General features: G+C 67.3%; 15 protein-coding genes. 8 read left to right on the top strand and 7 right to left on the bottom strand.

Annotated features, from left to right (window positions below; genetic code table 11):
- The first annotated feature begins 53 nt into the window (after positions 1 to 53).
- Positions 54 to 1,607: a bifunctional 3-(3-hydroxy-phenyl)propionate/3-hydroxycinnamic acid hydroxylase gene (locus HNP02_RS11850; protein WP_184438431.1), complete on the top strand. Its 1,554-nt coding sequence runs from the start codon at positions 54 to 56 to the stop codon at positions 1,605 to 1,607.
- Here the strand turns inward: HNP02_RS11850 and HNP02_RS11845 are convergent.
- Positions 1,604 to 3,109 carry a cytosine permease gene (locus HNP02_RS11845; RefSeq protein ID WP_184438943.1) on the bottom strand — a complete coding sequence of 502 codons (1,506 nt, stop codon included), beginning with the start codon at positions 3,107 to 3,109 and terminating at the stop codon, positions 1,604 to 1,606. The genes HNP02_RS11850 and HNP02_RS11845 overlap by 4 nt on opposite strands.
- Before the next feature lie 90 nt (positions 3,110 to 3,199).
- On the opposite strand from HNP02_RS11845, the gene HNP02_RS11840 reads away from it, so the two are divergent.
- Together HNP02_RS11840 and HNP02_RS11835 are read left to right on the top strand one after the other, a co-directional pair.
- Positions 3,200 to 3,814 (top strand): TetR/AcrR family transcriptional regulator, encoded by a 615-nt coding sequence (locus HNP02_RS11840; RefSeq protein WP_184438429.1) that lies wholly within the window; start codon positions 3,200 to 3,202, stop codon positions 3,812 to 3,814.
- Positions 3,815 to 3,887: 73 nt separating this feature from the next.
- Positions 3,888 to 5,615, top strand: a complete 1,728-nt coding sequence (locus HNP02_RS11835; RefSeq protein WP_375373659.1) for an amidase — start codon at positions 3,888 to 3,890, stop codon at positions 5,613 to 5,615.
- A 9-nt stretch (positions 5,616 to 5,624) separates the two neighbouring features.
- Here HNP02_RS11835 and HNP02_RS11830 read toward each other — a convergent pair whose 3' ends face one another.
- Entirely contained in the window at positions 5,625 to 7,241 is a 1,617-nt protein-coding gene (locus HNP02_RS11830) for a PucR family transcriptional regulator (protein ID WP_184438425.1), read from the bottom strand.
- 131 nt (positions 7,242 to 7,372) lie between these two features.
- Between HNP02_RS11830 and HNP02_RS11825 the strand changes: the two genes are divergently transcribed.
- Both HNP02_RS11825 and HNP02_RS11820 read left to right on the top strand, forming a co-directional pair.
- On the top strand, positions 7,373 to 8,878 hold the full coding sequence (locus HNP02_RS11825) for a CoA-acylating methylmalonate-semialdehyde dehydrogenase (RefSeq protein WP_184438423.1): 1,506 nt from the start codon (positions 7,373 to 7,375) through the stop codon (positions 8,876 to 8,878).
- Positions 8,879 to 8,889: 11 nt separating this feature from the next.
- Positions 8,890 to 10,272: an aspartate aminotransferase family protein gene (locus HNP02_RS11820; RefSeq protein ID WP_184438421.1), complete on the top strand. Its 1,383-nt coding sequence runs from the start codon at positions 8,890 to 8,892 to the stop codon at positions 10,270 to 10,272.
- On the opposite strand, the gene HNP02_RS11815 is transcribed toward HNP02_RS11820, so the two are convergent.
- From HNP02_RS11815 to HNP02_RS11795, 5 genes are all read right to left on the bottom strand, one after another.
- Complete coding sequence (locus HNP02_RS11815) at positions 10,273 to 11,442, bottom strand: S1C family serine protease (protein WP_184438419.1); 1,170 nt, start codon at positions 11,440 to 11,442, stop codon at positions 10,273 to 10,275.
- Between the two features lie 105 nt (positions 11,443 to 11,547).
- Positions 11,548 to 12,396: an aldo/keto reductase gene (locus HNP02_RS11810; RefSeq protein WP_184438417.1), complete on the bottom strand. Its 849-nt coding sequence runs from the start codon at positions 12,394 to 12,396 to the stop codon at positions 11,548 to 11,550.
- A 124-nt stretch (positions 12,397 to 12,520) separates the two neighbouring features.
- Positions 12,521 to 12,670: a hypothetical protein gene (locus tag HNP02_RS11805; protein WP_184438415.1), complete on the bottom strand. Its 150-nt coding sequence runs from the start codon at positions 12,668 to 12,670 to the stop codon at positions 12,521 to 12,523.
- A gap of 159 nt (positions 12,671 to 12,829) precedes the next feature.
- Positions 12,830 to 13,510: a GAF and ANTAR domain-containing protein gene (locus tag HNP02_RS11800; protein WP_255506439.1), complete on the bottom strand. Its 681-nt coding sequence runs from the start codon at positions 13,508 to 13,510 to the stop codon at positions 12,830 to 12,832.
- Positions 13,511 to 13,650: 140 nt separating this feature from the next.
- Positions 13,651 to 13,893 carry a hypothetical protein gene (locus tag HNP02_RS11795; protein WP_184438413.1) on the bottom strand — a complete coding sequence of 81 codons (243 nt, stop codon included), beginning with the start codon at positions 13,891 to 13,893 and terminating at the stop codon, positions 13,651 to 13,653.
- A gap of 87 nt (positions 13,894 to 13,980) precedes the next feature.
- Between HNP02_RS11795 and HNP02_RS11790 the strand changes: the two genes are divergently transcribed.
- Genes HNP02_RS11790 through HNP02_RS11780 form a run of 3 tightly spaced genes read left to right on the top strand, consistent with a single transcriptional unit; the run spans position 13,981 to position 17,654 of the window.
- Positions 13,981 to 15,198, top strand: coding sequence for an acetyl-CoA acetyltransferase (locus tag HNP02_RS11790; protein ID WP_184438411.1), 1,218 nt, complete (start codon positions 13,981 to 13,983; stop codon positions 15,196 to 15,198).
- Positions 15,199 to 15,203: 5 nt separating this feature from the next.
- Complete coding sequence (locus tag HNP02_RS11785) at positions 15,204 to 16,745, top strand: carotenoid oxygenase family protein (RefSeq protein ID WP_184438409.1); 1,542 nt, start codon at positions 15,204 to 15,206, stop codon at positions 16,743 to 16,745.
- 51 nt (positions 16,746 to 16,796) lie between these two features.
- Positions 16,797 to 17,654, top strand: coding sequence for a helix-turn-helix domain-containing protein (locus tag HNP02_RS11780; protein WP_184438940.1), 858 nt, complete (start codon positions 16,797 to 16,799; stop codon positions 17,652 to 17,654).
- Positions 17,655 to 17,717: the final 63 nt, after the last annotated feature.

Here is a 17,717-nt window from a genome sequence, read left to right as displayed (position 1 = left end):
ACTGACGCTTGTATCGTGTGTGACGATTTCGTCATTAATGCAAGGAGCAGGGCATGAGCGATACCGTCACGACCGAGTCCGTGCCGGTGGTCATCGTCGGCGCCGGCCCCACCGGTGTCACCGCGGCAACCTTGCTTGCCGGCTACGGCATCCCGTGTCTGGTCCTCGACCGCTGGGAGTCGGTCTACCCGCAGCCGCGCGCGGTCCACCTCGACGACGAGATCAACCGCCTCGTCGCCCGTCTCGGCGTTGCCGACGAGTTCGCCGCGATCTCCCGGCCGGCACTGGGCCTGCGACTGCTCGACAGTGACCTTCGCGTGCTGGCGGAGTTCCATCGCGACACGGCCACGAGCGTCCACGGCTTCCCCAAGGCCAACATGTTCGACCAACCAGAGCTCGAGGCCCTGCTGCGGACGAACCTGAAGACGCGGCCCACCGCGCAGGTTCGAGGCAACTGCGAGGTCACCGACGTCACTCAACACGCACCCGGACGCGTCCGCGTCACCTTTACCGATCGCGGCACCGGCATGGACAACACCGTCGACACCGCTTACGTTCTCGGCTGCGACGGCGCCAACAGCGTCGTGCGACGCTCGATCGGCGCCAGGATGGAGGACCTGCGGTTCGAGCAGCGCTGGCTGGTGGTCGACGTCATCACCGACGCCGAGCTCAATCAATGGGACGGCGTGCACCAGGTGTGCAATCCGGTTCGCGCCGCGACGTACATGCGGATCGGGCCTGCTCGCTACCGCTGGGAATTTCGGCTGTTACCGAACGAGACTGCCGACGACTACGGCACGCTTGCCGCGCTTCGAGGCCTGATTGCGCCATGGGTCAACGACATCGACGATGACGACCTCGAGTTGGTCCGGGTAACCGAGTACACGTTTCGGGCGCAGATCGCCGACCGGTGGCGGGATCGCAACGTTCTCCTTCTCGGCGACGCAGCCCATCTCACACCGCCGTTCATCGGCCAGGGCATGGGAGCAGGTCTTCGGGACGCGATGAATCTGACCTGGAAGCTGGCGGGCGTATTCAGCGGAGAGCTCACCCCGGGGTTGTTGGACACCTTCGAGCAGGAGCGAAAGCCACACGCCCGCACGATGATCGGCTTGGCGTTGGGCATGGGCTGGGCGATGACCGCAGGCGGACGGTTCGGCAACACTGTCAGGCGCGTCGTCGCCCCGCGGCTGCACCTGATCCCCGGCATGCGCGAAAGGATCGTCAACGGCAGCACCCCAACGCTGCGCCGAAACCCGTTGGCGGTCAAGGGCCGCAGCACCCGGCAGCTGGCCGGCACGCTGTGCCCCAACCCCATCCTGGCCAGCGGGGAGCGGCTCGACGCCACATTGGGGAACGGCTTCGCACTCGTCACGACATCGCGGCCGCCGGCCGTTCAGTGCGCCCAACTCGAGGGGCGCGGAGCCGTCGTGCACGTCGCCGAGCCGGGTGGCGAACTGGCGCGGTGGCTGCGACGCGGGCGCGCGACCGCCGCCGTCATCCGACCCGATCGCACGGTCATGCTCGCGGGACGAGACCCATCGAGATTGTGTGCTGCCATGCCCGAGTTCTCGCGGGCCCTCCACACCGCCCGGTCGGAGCGCTAGGCGCGTCCCTCCTGGCTGGCGTTGTCGACAGCCGCCACGTGCTCGGGCCACAACCGCAACGCGATCAGATAACCGATCCCCGCAATAGCCGCCGATCCGACGAGGCTGGTGTCGATGCCGTTGCCGAGGTTGGCGAGCGGCCCGGAGTACAGCGAGGTGTCCACGGCGAGGATGCCGAACAACGAACCGGCGAGCCACGGAATGATCGCCCGCAGGTTCCAGCCGCCGGTGAACCAGTACCGTCCGCCGCGACGGCCCTGGTTGAACACCTGAAGATCGGCCGGGTCGTACTCGCCGCGCCGGGCGACGAGGAAGCCTGCGACGTTGATGGCCACCCACGGCGCGGCAATCCCGTTGAGCACCAAGGTCATCGCGGTGATGGAGTCGACGGCGTCGACCAGGAAGACCCCGATGTAGAGCAGTGCAATGGCCAGCGCCGACGTGATCAACGTGGTCTGGACGCGCTTCAACCTCGGGATCAGCGCTTCCAGGTCGAGGCCGCTGGCGTAGACGTTCAGCACGCCCTGCCCCAGCCCGCCAGCCAGGGCGATCAGCACGATCGGCAGCACGTACCAGGCCGGTGACTCGGCGACCAGGTCGGCGACGTACGACTCGCTCAGCGTGGTGAACGTCGATGCGGTGAACGACCCGAATGCCGCGGTGAGGAACAGCCCGAAGAAGATGCCGGCCATGGTCGCAATGACGACGGACCGGTCGCTGTACTTGGTGCGCGAGATCCGACGGCTGTAGTCGCCGAGCGTGGGGGCGTAGGACAACGGTCCACCGAAGGCGATGACGACGGCAAGTCCCCAGGTCTGCCAGAAGCCGCCGAGCAAGTATTCGCCGCCGCCTGCGGCACCAGGATCGAACTTGCCGCCGAATGCCACGACGCCAAGCAGGAGCAGCACTCCGACGACGGGAAGCACGAACTTCTGCAGTGCCACGACGGTGCCGTGCCCAAACAGCGCGACTGCGACGATCTCCGCGGCGATGATGCCGTAGCCGACCGCCAGCACCCCGTTGTGGACCGGAGTGCCGAACAGCCGATGAGATGCCGCAACGAGCGCGTCGCCCGACGTCCACACCGCGATCGCGGCGTAGGCCAGGGCGAAGAGCAGGGTGAGCGCGGAGCCCACCAGACGACCGGTCACCCCGAAGTGCGCGCCGCTGGACACGGTGTTGTTGGTGCCGGTGCGCGGGCCCATCAGTGCCATCGGCGCGATGAGCAGGGTGCCGAGGGTGATGCCGACCGCGCTGGCGGTGACGGCGCCGATCCAGCTGAGGCCGAATGTGATTGGCAGCCAACCGAAGACGATGACAGAGAAGGCGAGGTTTCCGCCGAAGAACACGGCGAACATGTTCCGTGGCCGGGAATCGCGCTCCGATTCGGGGAGGTACTCGACGCCCTTCTCCTCGACGTGGCCGAAGCGATCCTCGGTTGGTGCCGGATCGGAGGTCACGGAGTCCAGCGGCTCGTCGCCTGTTCGGGTCTGCTGTGTCATGGTCACGGGTGATCCCTTGTTGATGTACCGTTCAATAGTGTTGATGTAGTGTTCAATAGGAAATCGGTTCCGTCAAGAGGAGAAGCGACATTGACTTCGGTCGTCACCAGGGACGCCAAGCGGAAGATGCCCGCCGAACGCCACGGCGAACTGCTGGCCAAGGCCGTGGAAATCAGCCGTGACGAGGGACTATCCGCAGTCACGCTGCGCAAGGTCGCCGCGGCTCTCGGTGTCACGCCAGGCTTGGTCAGCCACTACTTCTCGTCGGCCGAGCAGCTGATCGTCGCGGCCTTCGGGGCCGTCGCCGACGCGGATCTGAACCAGGCGCGGCGGCGGACCGCCGCCGTCGACACGGCGACCGAGAAGGTAGACGCGCTGATGGACTACGTGCTCGACGACTCCACCGTCGACGAGAGCGCGAACTGGCTGGACGCGTGGAGCCTGGGCAGGCGCAACCCGGTTCTGGCGGAGCGGGCCAATGCGCTGACCGGCGAGTGGCTGGCGTTCATCGCCGAGATCGTGCGGGCGGGCAGCGCCGCGGGCGAGTTCCGCGTCGCCGACCCCGACGTCGCGGCACGGCGATTGCTGACGATGATCGACGGTCTTGGCGCCCAGAAGGTGATCGGTTCCGTGTCGTCCGACGAGATCAAGCACATCGGCCGGACCTACGTCAGCTCCGAATTGGGCCTGACACCTCGGCCCTAGCGCGACGTCAGCCGCGCGGTGTTGACATTATGGCGGCTTGGCCGCCGAGGACGAGCAACGGGATGGTATGCCAGTGAGCACTTTTGACGTCGTCGAGGCCTCGATCGCCGAACTCCGCGGCGCCCTCGCGTCGGGCGCGGTGACCTCGGTCGACGTGGTGACCGCCTATCTCGCGCGCATCGAGGCCTACGACCGTGGCGGCATTCGCCTCAACTCCATCATCGTGATGAACCCGGCGGCGCTCGCCGAGGCCGAGGCATCCGACGCGCGCCGGGCACGCGGCGAGGTGCTCGGGCCACTCGACGGCATCCCGTACACCGCCAAGGACAGCTACCTGGTGCGCGGACTCACCGTTGCGGCGGGATCACCGGCGTTCGAGCATCTGGTCGCACAGCGTGATGCGTTCACGATCGAGCGGCTGCGCGCTGCCGGTGCCATCTGCCTCGGGCTCACCAACATGCCGCCGATGGCGAACGGTGGCATGCAGCGCGGTGTATACGGCCGCGCTGAAAGCCCTTACAACGCGGACTATTTGACGTCGGCATTCGGCTCGGGCTCGTCCAACGGGTCGGGCACGGCCACCGCGGCGAGCTTCGCGGCGTTCGGGCTCGGCGAGGAGACGTGGTCCAGCGGACGGGCGCCCGCGTCGAACAACGGCCTCTGCGCGTACACGCCGTCACGTGGGGTGATCTCGACGCGCGGCAACTGGCCGCTGGTCCCGACGATGGACGTCGTGGTGCCCCACACCCGGAGCATGGCCGACCTCCTCGAGGTGCTCGACGTGGTGGTCGCCGACGACACCGAGACACGCGGCGACTTCTGGCGCGCACAGCCCTGGATCGAGCTCCCCCGCGCCTCCGCGGTGCGTCCGGAGTCCTACCAAGCACTCGCACCCGGTGACGCCGCCGCTGCGCGGACAACGCTGGCGGGCAAGCGTTTCGGGATTCCTCGGATGTACGTCAACGCCGACCCGGACGCTGGCACGGCCGAACACCCCGGCATCGGCGGGTCGACCGGACAGCGCATCGAGACGCGCGCGGCCGTCATCGAGCTGTGGGAGGCGGCCCGCAGAGACCTCGAGGCGGCGGGCGCGGAGGTGGTGCTCGTCGATTTCCCCGCCGTCACGAACTACGAGGGCGACCGGCCCGGTGCACCGACCATCGCGACGCGCGGCCTGGTCAGCCCCGAGTACCTGCACCGCGAGATCGTCGACCTGTCCGCATGGGCGTGGGACGACTTCCTTCGTGTGAACGGCGACCCGGAACTCGACCACCTCGCCGACGTCGACGGTGCACTGATCTTCCCGCATCCCAAGGGGGCATTATCGGACCAGTATCACGGCTTCGACGACCAGATCTCGGCGTATCCCGCACACGTGCGGGAGCACCCGGTGCAGGCGTTCACCGACATCCCACACCTCGAAGAAGGCCTGCGCGGGCTGGAGCAGACCCGCCGCATCGACCTCGAGGACTGGATGGACCGCCTCGGTCTTGACGCGGTCGTGTTTCCCGCCGTCGCCGACGTCGGCAAGGCCGACATGGACGTCGACGAGACATCCGCGGAACACGGCTGGCGCAACGGTGTTTGGGTGGCAAACGGCAATCTGGTGCCACGCCACCTCGGCCTCCCCACGGTGACGGTGCCACTTGGCACGATGGCCGACATCGGCATGCCGGTGGGCGTGACCTTCGCCGGACGCGCCTACGACGACACAGCGCTGCTGGCGCTTGCCGCGGCCTTCGAGGCCACCGGCAGCCGGCGCACCGCACCACCCCGGACGCCCACTCTCGCGGCCGGCTGACGTTTGCGCTTAGCCCGGCACCCCGACGTCGTCGCCTCGCCGCGCCTCCAATACCAACAACGCCACGTGCAGCGAGAGCATCGACTCGGCGTCGTCCAGGTCAACTCGCAGGCTGCGCTCGATGGCCGACAGCCGCTTGTAGAGCGCCGGCCTACTGACGTGTAGATGCTTGGCCAACGCCGCCTTGTTTCCGCCCAATCGGAGGTACTCGCGCAGGATCGCCAGATCAGACGGTGCTCTGCCGTCCTCGGCGGCGAGCAACGTCTTGAGTTCCGTTTCGGCGAAGGCCTGGACGCGGGAGTCGTTCTGCAGCAGGGAAACCAGGCCCCGCAGTCGCACGTCTGATGCACGGTAGAACGGCCGCGGCCGACCGCGCATGGCAAGCGCGACCTCCGCGATGTGGGCGGCGTCGCTGAGCCCGATGACGGCATCGCCGACGAGAGCCGATGGCTCACCGAGCGCCAGCACGGCGCGCTGGCGGCTGTCGAGACGCGCGACCTCCCGCGCCAGGGCCGTGCCAAGGTCACTCCACGCCTTGTCCGATCCCCCTGCCCGGGTGGCACTCAACGCCACGACGGCGCCGATCTCGCCGTCGCCGCGAATCGTGAACAACCCGCTGTGGCCCGCGGCGTTGACGATCTGGGCCACGGTATCGAGGAAGCCGACGTTGCGGCGCCGGTCCGCGACGGGGTCGGACTTGGCGGCCGCGCTCCGGATGCTCACCACCACCGGGAAGTACCGGGTGGCCTTGTGCAGTCCCAATGCGTGTGCGCGAGCGGCGATTTCTCGCTCGTCACTGATCCTGCTGCGGATCACGTCGTCGATGAGGCCGCTCTGCGCCTGCTGATGCAACCCGGACCGGTCGCGCTCGATCATCCGGTTCAGTGCGAGCGCCGCGGCCGCCCGTTCGAGCACCAGGCCCGTGCGCGTCACGTCGGAGGGCAAGCGCGGCACGATGAGCCTTCCCCATTCCTCGCCGCGGGGGCCCACCATCGTCATCGCCCAGTCCTCGCCGGCGTGCCCACCGGCGAAGCGGCGAGAGCGCTGTTCCCAGTCGTCGAGGAGCGTCGCCGTCGCGGCAGGACCGGGAGCGACGGCAACCGCTTGGTGCGCAAGGTCTTCCAGCACGATCGGTTCGTCGAGCATCCTGGCGGCAGCCGCCACGATCCCCGTCGCCGACGCTCGCTTCATGCTGAGGTCGGTGAAGGTCCTGTGCACGCGCCTGTCGAAGGCGACCTCGTCGAACTGCTCTGACACGATCCGGCGGTGCACCTCCTCGGTCACCTCGACGAATCTGACTTCGCGGTGCAGCACCACCAGCGCCAGATTCAGCTCCTTGGCCACCGCCGCCGCCGATTCGGGGAGTGCACCCTTCTTCCCCAGTTCGACGACGACGCCAATGGCGCCCGCCTCGGCGATGCCGTGCAAATATCCCTTGGGTGACCTTCGCAGTGCAGCACCCGTGGTCAGCACGAGCTCCCCGCCCTGCAGCAAAGTGGACAGGCTCACTACATCGCTGACGTGTACCCAGCGGATCGGCTCCTGCCAGCGGCAACTACTGAGGATCTGCGGGTCGCCTCGCTGCAGAACCGGAAGGGCCACCACCTCACCCACCGTCATCGCCATTTACACACTGTAATCGTTCCGTGCGATCCGGTGACACATTGCTGGACCGTTACCCGCCCTGCACAGCGCAGACTTGGTTCAATGCTGGCCGTCTTCGATGGGCCGGCCCAACCTCGATGCGACGGAGACCGATGGCGAACGTTTTGCAACACTGGCGCGGCGGCGAACTGTTCAGAGGAGCCTCTGACCAAACTGCGCCGGTGACGAATCCTGCAACGGGTGTGGTGACCGGTGAGGTCGCGCTGGCCAGCGTGGAGGATGCGCGGGCGGTCATCGAAACCGCGGCAGCGGCATTCCCGGAGTGGCGGGATACCTCGCTGGCCAAGCGCACGCAGGTGTTGTTCAACTTCCGTGAGCTGCTCAACGCCCGCAAGGGCGAGCTCGCCGAGATCATCACCAGCGAGCACGGCAAGGTCGTCTCCGACGCCCTCGGTGAGGTGTCGCGCGGCCAGGAAGTCGTCGAATTCGCCTGTGGCATCCCGCACCTGCTCAAGGGTGGGTTCACCGAGAACGCCTCGACCAAGGTCGACGTCTACTCGATCCGCCAGCCGCTCGGTGTCGTCGGGATCATCTCCCCGTTCAACTTCCCCGCCATGGTCCCGATGTGGTTCTTCCCCATCGCGATCGCCACCGGCAACACCGTCATCCTCAAACCGTCGGAGAAGGATCCGTCGGCAGCGCTGTGGATCGCGAAGCTGTGGGCCGAAGCCGGCCTGCCCGCCGGGGTGTTCAACGTCCTGCAGGGCGACAAGACGGCCGTCGACGAACTGCTGACCAACCCCAAGGTGAAGTCAGTGTCGTTCGTGGGGTCCACCCCGATCGCGCAGTACGTCTACGCCACCGGCACCGCCGCCGGAAAGCGCATCCAGGCCCTCGGTGGGGCCAAGAACCACGCCGTGATCCTGCCCGACGCCGACCTCGATCTCGCCGCCGACGCCATGGTCAACGCCGGCTTCGGCTCCGCAGGGGAACGCTGCATGGCCATTAGCGCCTGCGTCGCCGTCGGACCGATCGCCGACGATCTGGTCGCCAAGATCACCGAGCGCACCACGGGACTCAAGATCGGTGACGGCACCAAGGATTCCGACATGGGGCCGCTGGTCACCAAGGCCCACCGCGACAAGGTCGCCTCCTACATCGACGCAGGCGAAGCCGACGGCGCCAAGATCGTCGTCGACGGCCGCAACGTCACGGCCGAGGTAGGCCCGGAAAGAGACCCCGACGGGTTCTGGTTGGGGCCCACGCTGATCGATCACGTCACCCCCGAGATGAGCGTCTACACCGACGAGATCTTCGGCCCCGTCCTTTCGGTGGTGCGGGTGGAGACCTACGACGAGGCCCTCGAGTTGATCAACGACAATCCGTACGGAAACGGCACCGCGATCTTCACCAACGACGGTGGCGCGGCCCGGCGCTTCCAGAACGAGGTCCAGGTCGGCATGGTCGGCATCAACGTCCCGATCCCGGTGCCCATGGCGTACTACAGCTTCGGCGGCTGGAAGGCCTCGCTGTTCGGCGATTCGCACGCCCACGGCATGGATGGCGTGCAATTCTTCACTCGACAGAAGGCCATCACCCAGCGCTGGCTCGACCCCAGCCACGGCGGCATCGAACTCGGCTTTCCGCAAAACCAGTGAGTGAGACAATCATGACCGTGGCCCCGGAAACCGAACTGCTGCCCAACGGTTTGACCGTCGACGAGGCCAGCCAACAGGCTTCGCGCACCTACGAACTCGACCGCAAGCACGTGTTCCATTCCTGGTCGGCGCAGGCGCAGATCAAGCCCATGACGATCACCGCGTCGCAGGGCTCGTACGTGTGGGACGGGGACGGCAACAAGCTGCTGGACTTCTCCTCGCAGCTGGTGTTCACCAACATCGGCCATCAGCACCCGAAAGTCGTTGCGGCCATTGCCGAACAAGCGGCGAAGCTGTGCACGGTGGCACCGCAGCACGCCAACGAGGCCCGCTCCGAGGCGGCCCGCCTGATCACCGAGCGCACACCGGGTGACCTGAACAAGGTGTTCTTCACCAACGGCGGAGCCGACGCCGTCGAGCACGCCGTCCGGATGGCCCGCCTGCACACCGGCCGCTACAAGGTGCTCTCCCGTTACCGCTCGTATCACGGTGGCACCGACACCGCGATCAACCTGACCGGCGATCCGCGGCGGTACCCCAACGATTACGCCAGCAGCGGCGTCGTGCACTTCAACGGCCCATTCCTGTACCGGTCGTCCTTCCACGCCGAGACCGAGCAGCAAGAATCCGAACGTGCGCTCGAGTACCTGGAGCGCCTCATCCAGCACGAGGGCCCGGCGTCGTTCGCCGCGATCATCCTCGAGTCGGTGCCCGGCACCGCGGGCATCATGGTGCCGCCCCCCGGATACATGGCAGGCGTGCGCGAGATCTGCAACAAGTACGGCATCATGTTTATCGCCGACGAGGTGATGGCCGGCTTTGGACGGACCGGAAAGTGGTTCGCCATCGAGCATTTCGACGTCGTCCCCGATCTGATGACCTTCGCCAAGGGCGTCACCTCCGGCTACGTGCCCCTCGGTGGTGTCGCGATCAACGACGAGATCGCCGCGACGTTCGACGACCGCGCCTACCCGGGCGGGCTGACCTACTCCGGCCATCCGCTGGCTTGTGCGGCCGCCATCGCGACGATCAACGCGATGGAGGACGAGGGCATGGTGGCCAACGCCGCCCGGATCGGATCCGACGTCCTCGGTCCCGGCCTGCAGGACCTCGCGGCGCGCCACCCGTCGGTCGGCGAGGTCCGAGGACTCGGTGTGTTCCAGGCGATCGAATTGGTCGCCAACCCGCAGACCCGTGAGCCGCTGGCGCCCTACGGCGGTTCCAGTCCGGCGATGAACGCGGTGATGGCCGCGTGCAAGTCAGGCGGCCTGCTCCCCTTCGCCAACTTCAACCGCATCCACGCGGTGCCGCCGTGCAACGTCACCGATGCCGAGGTCGCCGAGGGGCTCGAGATCCTCGATGACGCACTGGCCGTCGCCGACTCATTCCTGTAACTACGGCTGGTCGACCTGGTCGGTCCCCAGCAAGACCTGGGCACTGCGGGTGACGCCGGTGGGGTCGAGGTAACCGACGGTGACCCGATTGCCGGGCGCCTTCGACTGCACTGCGGCGGCCAGCGCGTCGGCGTCGTCGATGACCTGATCGTCGACCGTGACCACTACCGCGCCAGCGGACAAGCCTGCAGTCGCGGCTGGGCCGCCGCTCGTCACGTCCAGGATCTTGGCGCCGTGGGTCTCGTCGTCGCCTGCCTGCACGCCCAGCGAGGCATGCGACGCCGTTCCGGTGGCGACGAGTTCGTCGGCGACGCGCTTCGCCTGATCGACGGGAATCGCGAAACCCAAACCGATGGAACCACTCCCGGCGTCGGGCGAGCCGCCCAGCGTGGCAAGCGCCGAGTTCATCCCGATGAGCCGACCGTTAGCATCGACCAGCGGCCCTCCCGAGTTTCCCGGGTTGATCGGGGCGTCCGTCTGGATGGTGTCGATCGCCGTCGACGAAGTCTGCGAGTTGGGACCAGTGGTCACCGGACGGTTCAGCGCGCTGATGATGCCGGTGGTGACCGTGCCCTCCAGGCCCAACGGGGATCCCACCGCCACCACCTGCTGGCCCACGCGGAGGTCGTCGGACGTGCCGAGCGTGATGGGGGTGAGCCCAGAGACTCCCTTCGCCTGGACGACGGCGATGTCACTCGTCGGGTCCGTGGCGACCACCGCGAAGGGTGCGGTGCGGCCGTCGGCGAAGATGACCTGGGTGTGGGCTGCGGCGGGATCGGCGTCGGCCGCGGGCGCCACCACGTGGGCGTTGGTCATGATCAGCCCGTCGGGGGTCAGGACGATGCCAGAACCCTGCTCGCTCTGGTCGGCCACATCGGTCTCCAGTTGCACCACGCTGGGCACCACCTTTGCGGCGACCTCCTCGACCGTGCCCGGACCTAGGCTCGCCGTCGCGCGCGGTGCCGCCGCCGCGGCCGCCAGGGCGTCGAGTGTGGACGTGTGTGGCTGCAGGGCCAACGCCGCGAACCCGCCGACACCGGCGGACACCACCGCGAGCACCAGGCCCGCGAGGACCAGCCCACCAGAAGGATTGGGCGGCTTGCGATGTGCCGCCGCTGGCGCATCCGGCTGCCGTTGATCGTAGTGATCGGGGTACGGGAGCGTGGCCATGACACTTAGGATCGCGTCATTGGCACCAGGTGTCGTCAACGCTGCCGCCCATTGCCGATTGCTGCTAGCAGGAGTGCCGGATACCCGCTAGCTGCAACTCGGGCGTTAGGTGGGGATGCGGTCGAACACGTCCGGGTTGGGGCCCGTCCGCCCCGATTCGCCCTTGTCGAGGGCGGAGAGCGCGTCCATGTCGGAGTCGTTCAGTTCGAAGTCGAACAACTCGAAGTTCGACCGCATTCGGTCGGGCGATACGGACTTCGGGAAGACGATGTCACCGCGCTGAATGTGCCAGCGCAGCACGACCTGGGCCGGTGACTTGTCGACGCCCTTGGCGATTCGCTCGACGACCGGGTCGTCGAGCACCTTGCCCTGCGCGATCGGCGACCACGCCTCGGTGGCGATGCCATGCTCGCGCCCGTACGCGCGCACCTCTTCGTTCGTGAAGTAAGGATGAACCTCGATCTGATTCACCGCCGGGACGATCGAGGCCTCCTTCGCGAGGCGGTCGAGGTGCGCGGTTTGGAAGTTCGATACGCCGACGCTGCGGGCGCGTCCATCCCTGGCGAACTCCTCGAGAACACGCCAGGTGGAGACGAAATCACCGTCGTAGAGCGTCGGGAGTGGCCAGTGGATGAGGAACAGGTCGACGTAGTCGGATCCCAGCGCGTCGAGTGTGCCGTCGAACGCACGCCGTGCATCGTCCGGCTCGTGGAAACCGTTGTTCAGCTTGCTGGTGATGTAGACGTCCGCGCGATCCACCCCAGCGTCGCGGACACCCTGGCCGACTTCCCGTTCGTTTCCATACATCTCGGCCGTGTCGATGTGTCGGTATCCCGTCTCCAGCGCAGCCTTCACCGCCGACGCCGTCTCCTCTGCCTTGATCTGAAACACTCCGAATCCAAGCTGCGGGATGCGCGCACCGTCGTTCAGTTCGATGTCGGGAACGTTGCTCATCAGTAGGTCCTCTTCCTCGGTCGGCGGTCCGCAGCAATACCAACGATTGCACTCGACCCAGCGACTGTCGATGCCGCTGGTACCCGGGTGGCATACCCACTGACGGTAAGACTTCACATGCGCGTCAGCGCAGCGTCGACTGCTGCACCGCGGGCACCACGGTGGGGCCGGGCTCGACGGGCGCCATCATGCAGATCGCGCCGATGCCGATCAACCCGGCCACCAGAACGCCCAGGATGAGCCCTGGGCGGAAGGTCTCGTCTGTGTGGTTCATCGAAACTCCTACCGTGCGGCCGCCCGGTGCGGGCGGCGTTCACTAGGTAGGAGTCGCGAAGCGGCGAAAAGGGCACACTTTTTCGTCCACTTTGTGTCCAGGGTGCGAAATCGGCCGAAATCGCGCCCTGCGCGCAGCGTCGACGGTCAAGTCGCCGGGTTACTGCGTCCTGGTGTCGATGACCCGCTGCGCGACGTCGGTCAGCTTCGTATTGCCGTCTTGCGACAGCTGGCGCAGCATCGCGAATGCGCGGACGTCATCGATGCCGAACCGCTCCATGATGATGCCCTTGGCCTGGCCGATGCGGTCACGCGTCGACAGCGCCGACTGAAGCTGGTCACCCTGGCGGCTGGCCAGGATGGCCGCCGCGGCGTGCGCCGCCAGCACCATGCCGATGGTCTCGGCTTCGGTGTCCCACAGCCTCGGCTCGAAGGCGAACAGGTTGAGTGCGCCTGCGGTGCGGTCGGCGGTGTACAGCTTGAAGGACAGGCCGCTGCGCACTCCCAACCCGACGACCGCAGGCGAGTAGTTGGGCCATTTCGGCTCGTTGCGGAAATCGTCCGTGCGCACGACGATCTCGTCTAGCGCCGCCTGGACGCACGGCCCTTCGAGATAGCGCATCTGCAGCTCGTCGAGCTTGAACATCAGATCGGACGTGGCCGCCACGGTGTCGAAACTGCCGTTCTTGCCGACCAGCAACACACCGGCGACGTCCACGCCTGGGATCAGTGTCATGGCGGCAGCGGTGACGTCGGCGAGCACATCGTCGACGCTGCGCAACGCAGTCGAACGCGCCAGCTCGGCCATCCGAAGTGCGAGGTCGTGATTCTGCAGGGCCATGGCTGCATCATCCCCCCTGATCCGATGGATACACACGTTTGTGCCACCGGCAGCCGGGCAATGCTCGCACAGGTGCGCTTGGCGGTGCACTACCAAGCGCGCCGAGGTCTCACCGGTTCAGAACCGAGCCGGTGGGACCGTCACGCCGCGACGAGGACGTCCACGGACAGCAAGTCGCTGATGGCGTGAACCGCGGGCCAGTTGCCTGCGCGGGCGGCGCGGGCGAGGTCCTCGGCCATCGGGCTGTCGACTCCAAGCTCGGCCAACCACGCCGACACCGTGGCAGCGATCCGGTTGACCGGCACATGGGCCGCCCGCCGGGCGTACAGCCGGTCGATGATGTCGTACGTCGTCGCTTTTCGGAGATGACTTGTCGTGCTCATACAGGTAAGAGAGCGGTGCCCGACCGAAACCGACACTTTTCTACAATCAATCTCCAGTCACTCTGTTAGTTGTAGTACGGTGCCGTCATGGCTGGTTCGAACGTGTGGATTCTCGGCGGCTACCAGAGCGACTTCGCGCGGAACCTGACCCGTGAGGAGGTCGACTTCGCGGACCTGACGGCCGAGGTGGTGACGGCCACTTTGGAGACGGCCAAGATCGACACCGTCGACATCGGCGTCGTCCACGTCGGCAACGCCTTCGGCGAGATGTTCGCAGCTCAGGGCCACCTCGGCGCGATGCCCGCCAGCGTCGTCGACGGCCTCTGGGCCACCCCGTCGTCACGCCACGAAGCCGCCTGCGCCTCCGGGAGCGTCGCCACCCTGGCGGCGATCGCCGACCTGCGGTCCGGCGCGTACGAGACCGCGCTGGTGCTCGGCGTCGAACTGGAGAAGACGGTGCCCGGCGACATCGCCGCCCAGCACCTCGGCGCCGCCGCCTGGACCGGGCACGAGGGTCAGGACGCCACGTTCATGTGGCCATACATGTTCAGCCGCGTCGCCGACGAGTACGACCGCCGATACGGCATCGACGACGTCCATCTCCGGGCGATCGCGCAGCTGAACTTCACCAACGCGCACGCCAACCCGAACGCCCAGACCCGGGACTGGTCGGTGCCCGATCTGATGGCCGGCAGCAACGATGAGGTCAACCCCATCGTCGAGGGGCGGATCCGCCGGTTCGACTGCAGCCAGATGACCGACGGCGGCGCGGGCATCGTCCTGGTCGGCGACGACTATTTGCGCGACCACCCCGATGCCCGCCCGATCGGCCGGATCGAGGGCTGGGGCCACCGCACCGTCGGGCTGGGCCTGCAGCACAAGCTCGACCGCTCGGCCGGCGACCCGTACGTCATGCCGCATGTGCGGCGGGCCGTGCTGGACGCCTTCACGCGCGCCAGGGTGTCGCTGGACGATCTCGACGGCATCGAGGTGCACGACTGCTTCACGCCGAGCGAGTACCTCGCGATCGACCACATCGGGCTGACCGGCCCCGGCGAATCGTGGAAGGCCATCGAGAACGGCGAGATCGAGATCGGCGGCCGGCTGCCGATCAACCCGAGCGGCGGGCTGATCGGCGGTGGCCATCCCGTCGGCGCTACCGGGGTGCGGATGCTGCTCGACGCCGCCAAACAGGTCAGTGGCACTGCAGGCGAGTATCAGGTCGACGGCGCAAGGACGTTCGGCACGCTGAACTTCGGCGGCAGCACGGCCACCACGGTGAGCTTCGTCGTGAGTGGGGTGTGAGAGACATGGACGTCGAAGTCGTGGGCAAGTTCCTGTCCACGCTGCCCGAGGACGACGACCACCCCTATCGAACGGGGCCGTGGCGCCCGCAGACCACGGAGTGGGACGCCGACGACCTGACCGCGGTGGCGGGTGAGATCCCTGCCGACCTCGACGGCGTCTACCTGCGCAACACCGAGAACCCGCTGCACCCGGCGATCAAGGCGTATCACCCGTTCGACGGTGACGGCATGATCCACGTCGTCGGCTTCCGGGACGGAAAGGCGTTCTACCGCAACAGGTTCGTTCGCACCGACGGCTTCGCCGAGGAGAACGCGGCTGGCGGCCCGCTGTGGCCCGGGATCGCGGAGCCGGTCGAGCTTGCGCGTCGCGACTACGGCTGGGGCGCAAGGACGTTGATGAAGGACGCGTCCTCGACTGATGTGACGGTGCACCGCGGGACGGCACTCACCAGCCACTACCAGTGCGGCGATCTGTACCGCATCGACCCGTATTCCGGTGAGACGCTTGGGAAACAGGACTGGGGCGGCGCGTTTCCCTTCGACTTGGGCGTGTCGGCGCACCCCAAGGTCGACGACCGCACCGGCGAGCTGCTGTTCTTCAACTACGGCAAGCAGGCGCCCTACATGCACTATGGCGTCGTCGACGCAAGCAACGAACTGGTGCATTACGTCGACGTGCCACTGCCAGGCCCACGCCTTCCGCACGACATGGCCTTCACCGAGAACTATGTGATACTCAACGACTTTCCGTTGTTCTGGGAACCAGAATTGCTCGAACACAACGTGCACCTGCCGCGCTTGCACCGCGATATGCCCTCGCGCTTCGCGGTCATCCCGCGCCGTGGGGACAGCTCGCAGATCAGGTGGTTCGACGCCGATCCGACCTACGTCCTGCACTTCACCAACGCCTACGAGGACGGCGACGAAATCGTGCTCGACGGGTTCTTCCAGGGCGACCCCGAGCCTGCCGACAACGGGATGGGCAACAAATGGCAGCGGGCGTTCCGGTTCCTCGCGCTGGACCGGATGCAGCCCCGGTTGCACCGTTGGCGTTTCAACGTCGTCACCGGCGGTGCTCGCGAGGAGCAATTGACCGACAGCATCACCGAATTCGGGATGATCAACTCGGGTTACGCGGGAAGCGAGTACCGCTATGCCTACGCCGCGACGGGCAAGCCAGCCTGGTTCCTGTTCGACGGGCTGGTGAAGCACGACCTGCTGACCGGAGCGGAGGAGCGGTTCGCCTTCGACGACGGCGTGTACGGCAGCGAGACCGCGATGGCGCCCCGAGTCGGCAGCGTCGGCGAGGACGACGGCTACCTGATCACCATCACCACCGACATGAACGACGACGCCTCCTATTGCCTGGTATTCGACGCCGCAAGGATGACCGACGGGCCGGTGTGCAAACTGGCTCTGCCGGAACGGGTTTCCAGCGGCACTCACTCGACGTGGGCTCCCGGTTCGGAGCTACGCCGCTGGCACGAGACCGACTCCGCGGCCGAGTCGATCGGACTCGCTGGGGCGAGCGAAGCGACGGGGTGATCTGTAGTGCCCACCGCGTTGCCCGCAGGCGGAACCAATGCCGTCGGCCGGATGCTCGGGCTTCTCGGCGACGAGTGGACGCTGCTGATCCTGCAACGGGCGACGCTCGGTGCGACGCGGTACGGGCAATTCACGGAGCGCCTGCCGATCTCACATGCGGTGCTGACCCGGCGGTTGGAGGCGATGACGGCCAACGGGCTGTTGGCAAGGCGCACCTATCAGGCCAGGCCGCCGCGGGCCGATTACGTGCTCACGCCGCGCGGGCGCGCGCTGTGGCCGGTACTCGTGTCGATCTGGGAGTGGGAAAGACACTGGGTCCCCGACCACGCCCAACGACTTCCCGCGATGCACCACACCGTCTGCGGCGGCGACTTCGCACCGCTGCTGCAGTGCGCCGCGTGCTCGGAGTCGGTGACGGAGAAGGACATTGGCGCACAGTGGGGTCCGAGCGGCGGCTGGTCGCGGTCGATTCCCGCGCTCGCGACGCGGCGCCGATCGAGCTCCGACCGCGTCCGCGGCCGGGCGGACCTGTTCCCGGAGACGATGAGCATCCTCGGCGACCGATGGGCGTTCGCCTTGCTGGTGTCAGCGTTCGTCGGCGCCAGCCGGTTCGGCGACTTCCAGGACCAACTCGGTGCGCCACCCGGTTCGCTGGCCGACCGCTTGCAGATCTTCACGGCCAACGGCGTGCTGGCTGCGGGCGACGGGCGCTACCGGTTGACCGAGAAGGGGCGAGCGGTGTTCCCGATCCTCATCACTGCGCTGCAGTGGGCGCAGCGGTGCTTCCACACGCCGGAGGGGCCCGCCGTCGACCTGGTGCACACCGACTGCGGTGCGGCGTTCCAGGCCACCCTGGCGTGCGACCAGTGTGCGAGCCCGCTGCGCGGTGCCGAGGTGGCGACGCGCTAGGCCGCTCGTTCGTGAATCTGACGACGCGACGCGCCGCTGGGGTGTCGCCAGGTGCACAAACGG

It is taken from the genome of Mycobacterium sp. AZCC_0083, from assembly GCF_014202335.1.
GTDB lineage: Bacteria > Actinomycetota > Actinomycetes > Mycobacteriales > Mycobacteriaceae > Mycobacterium.
Note: the sequence above shows the minus strand (reverse complement) of the source record. Positions and strands in the feature narration are given on the sequence as shown.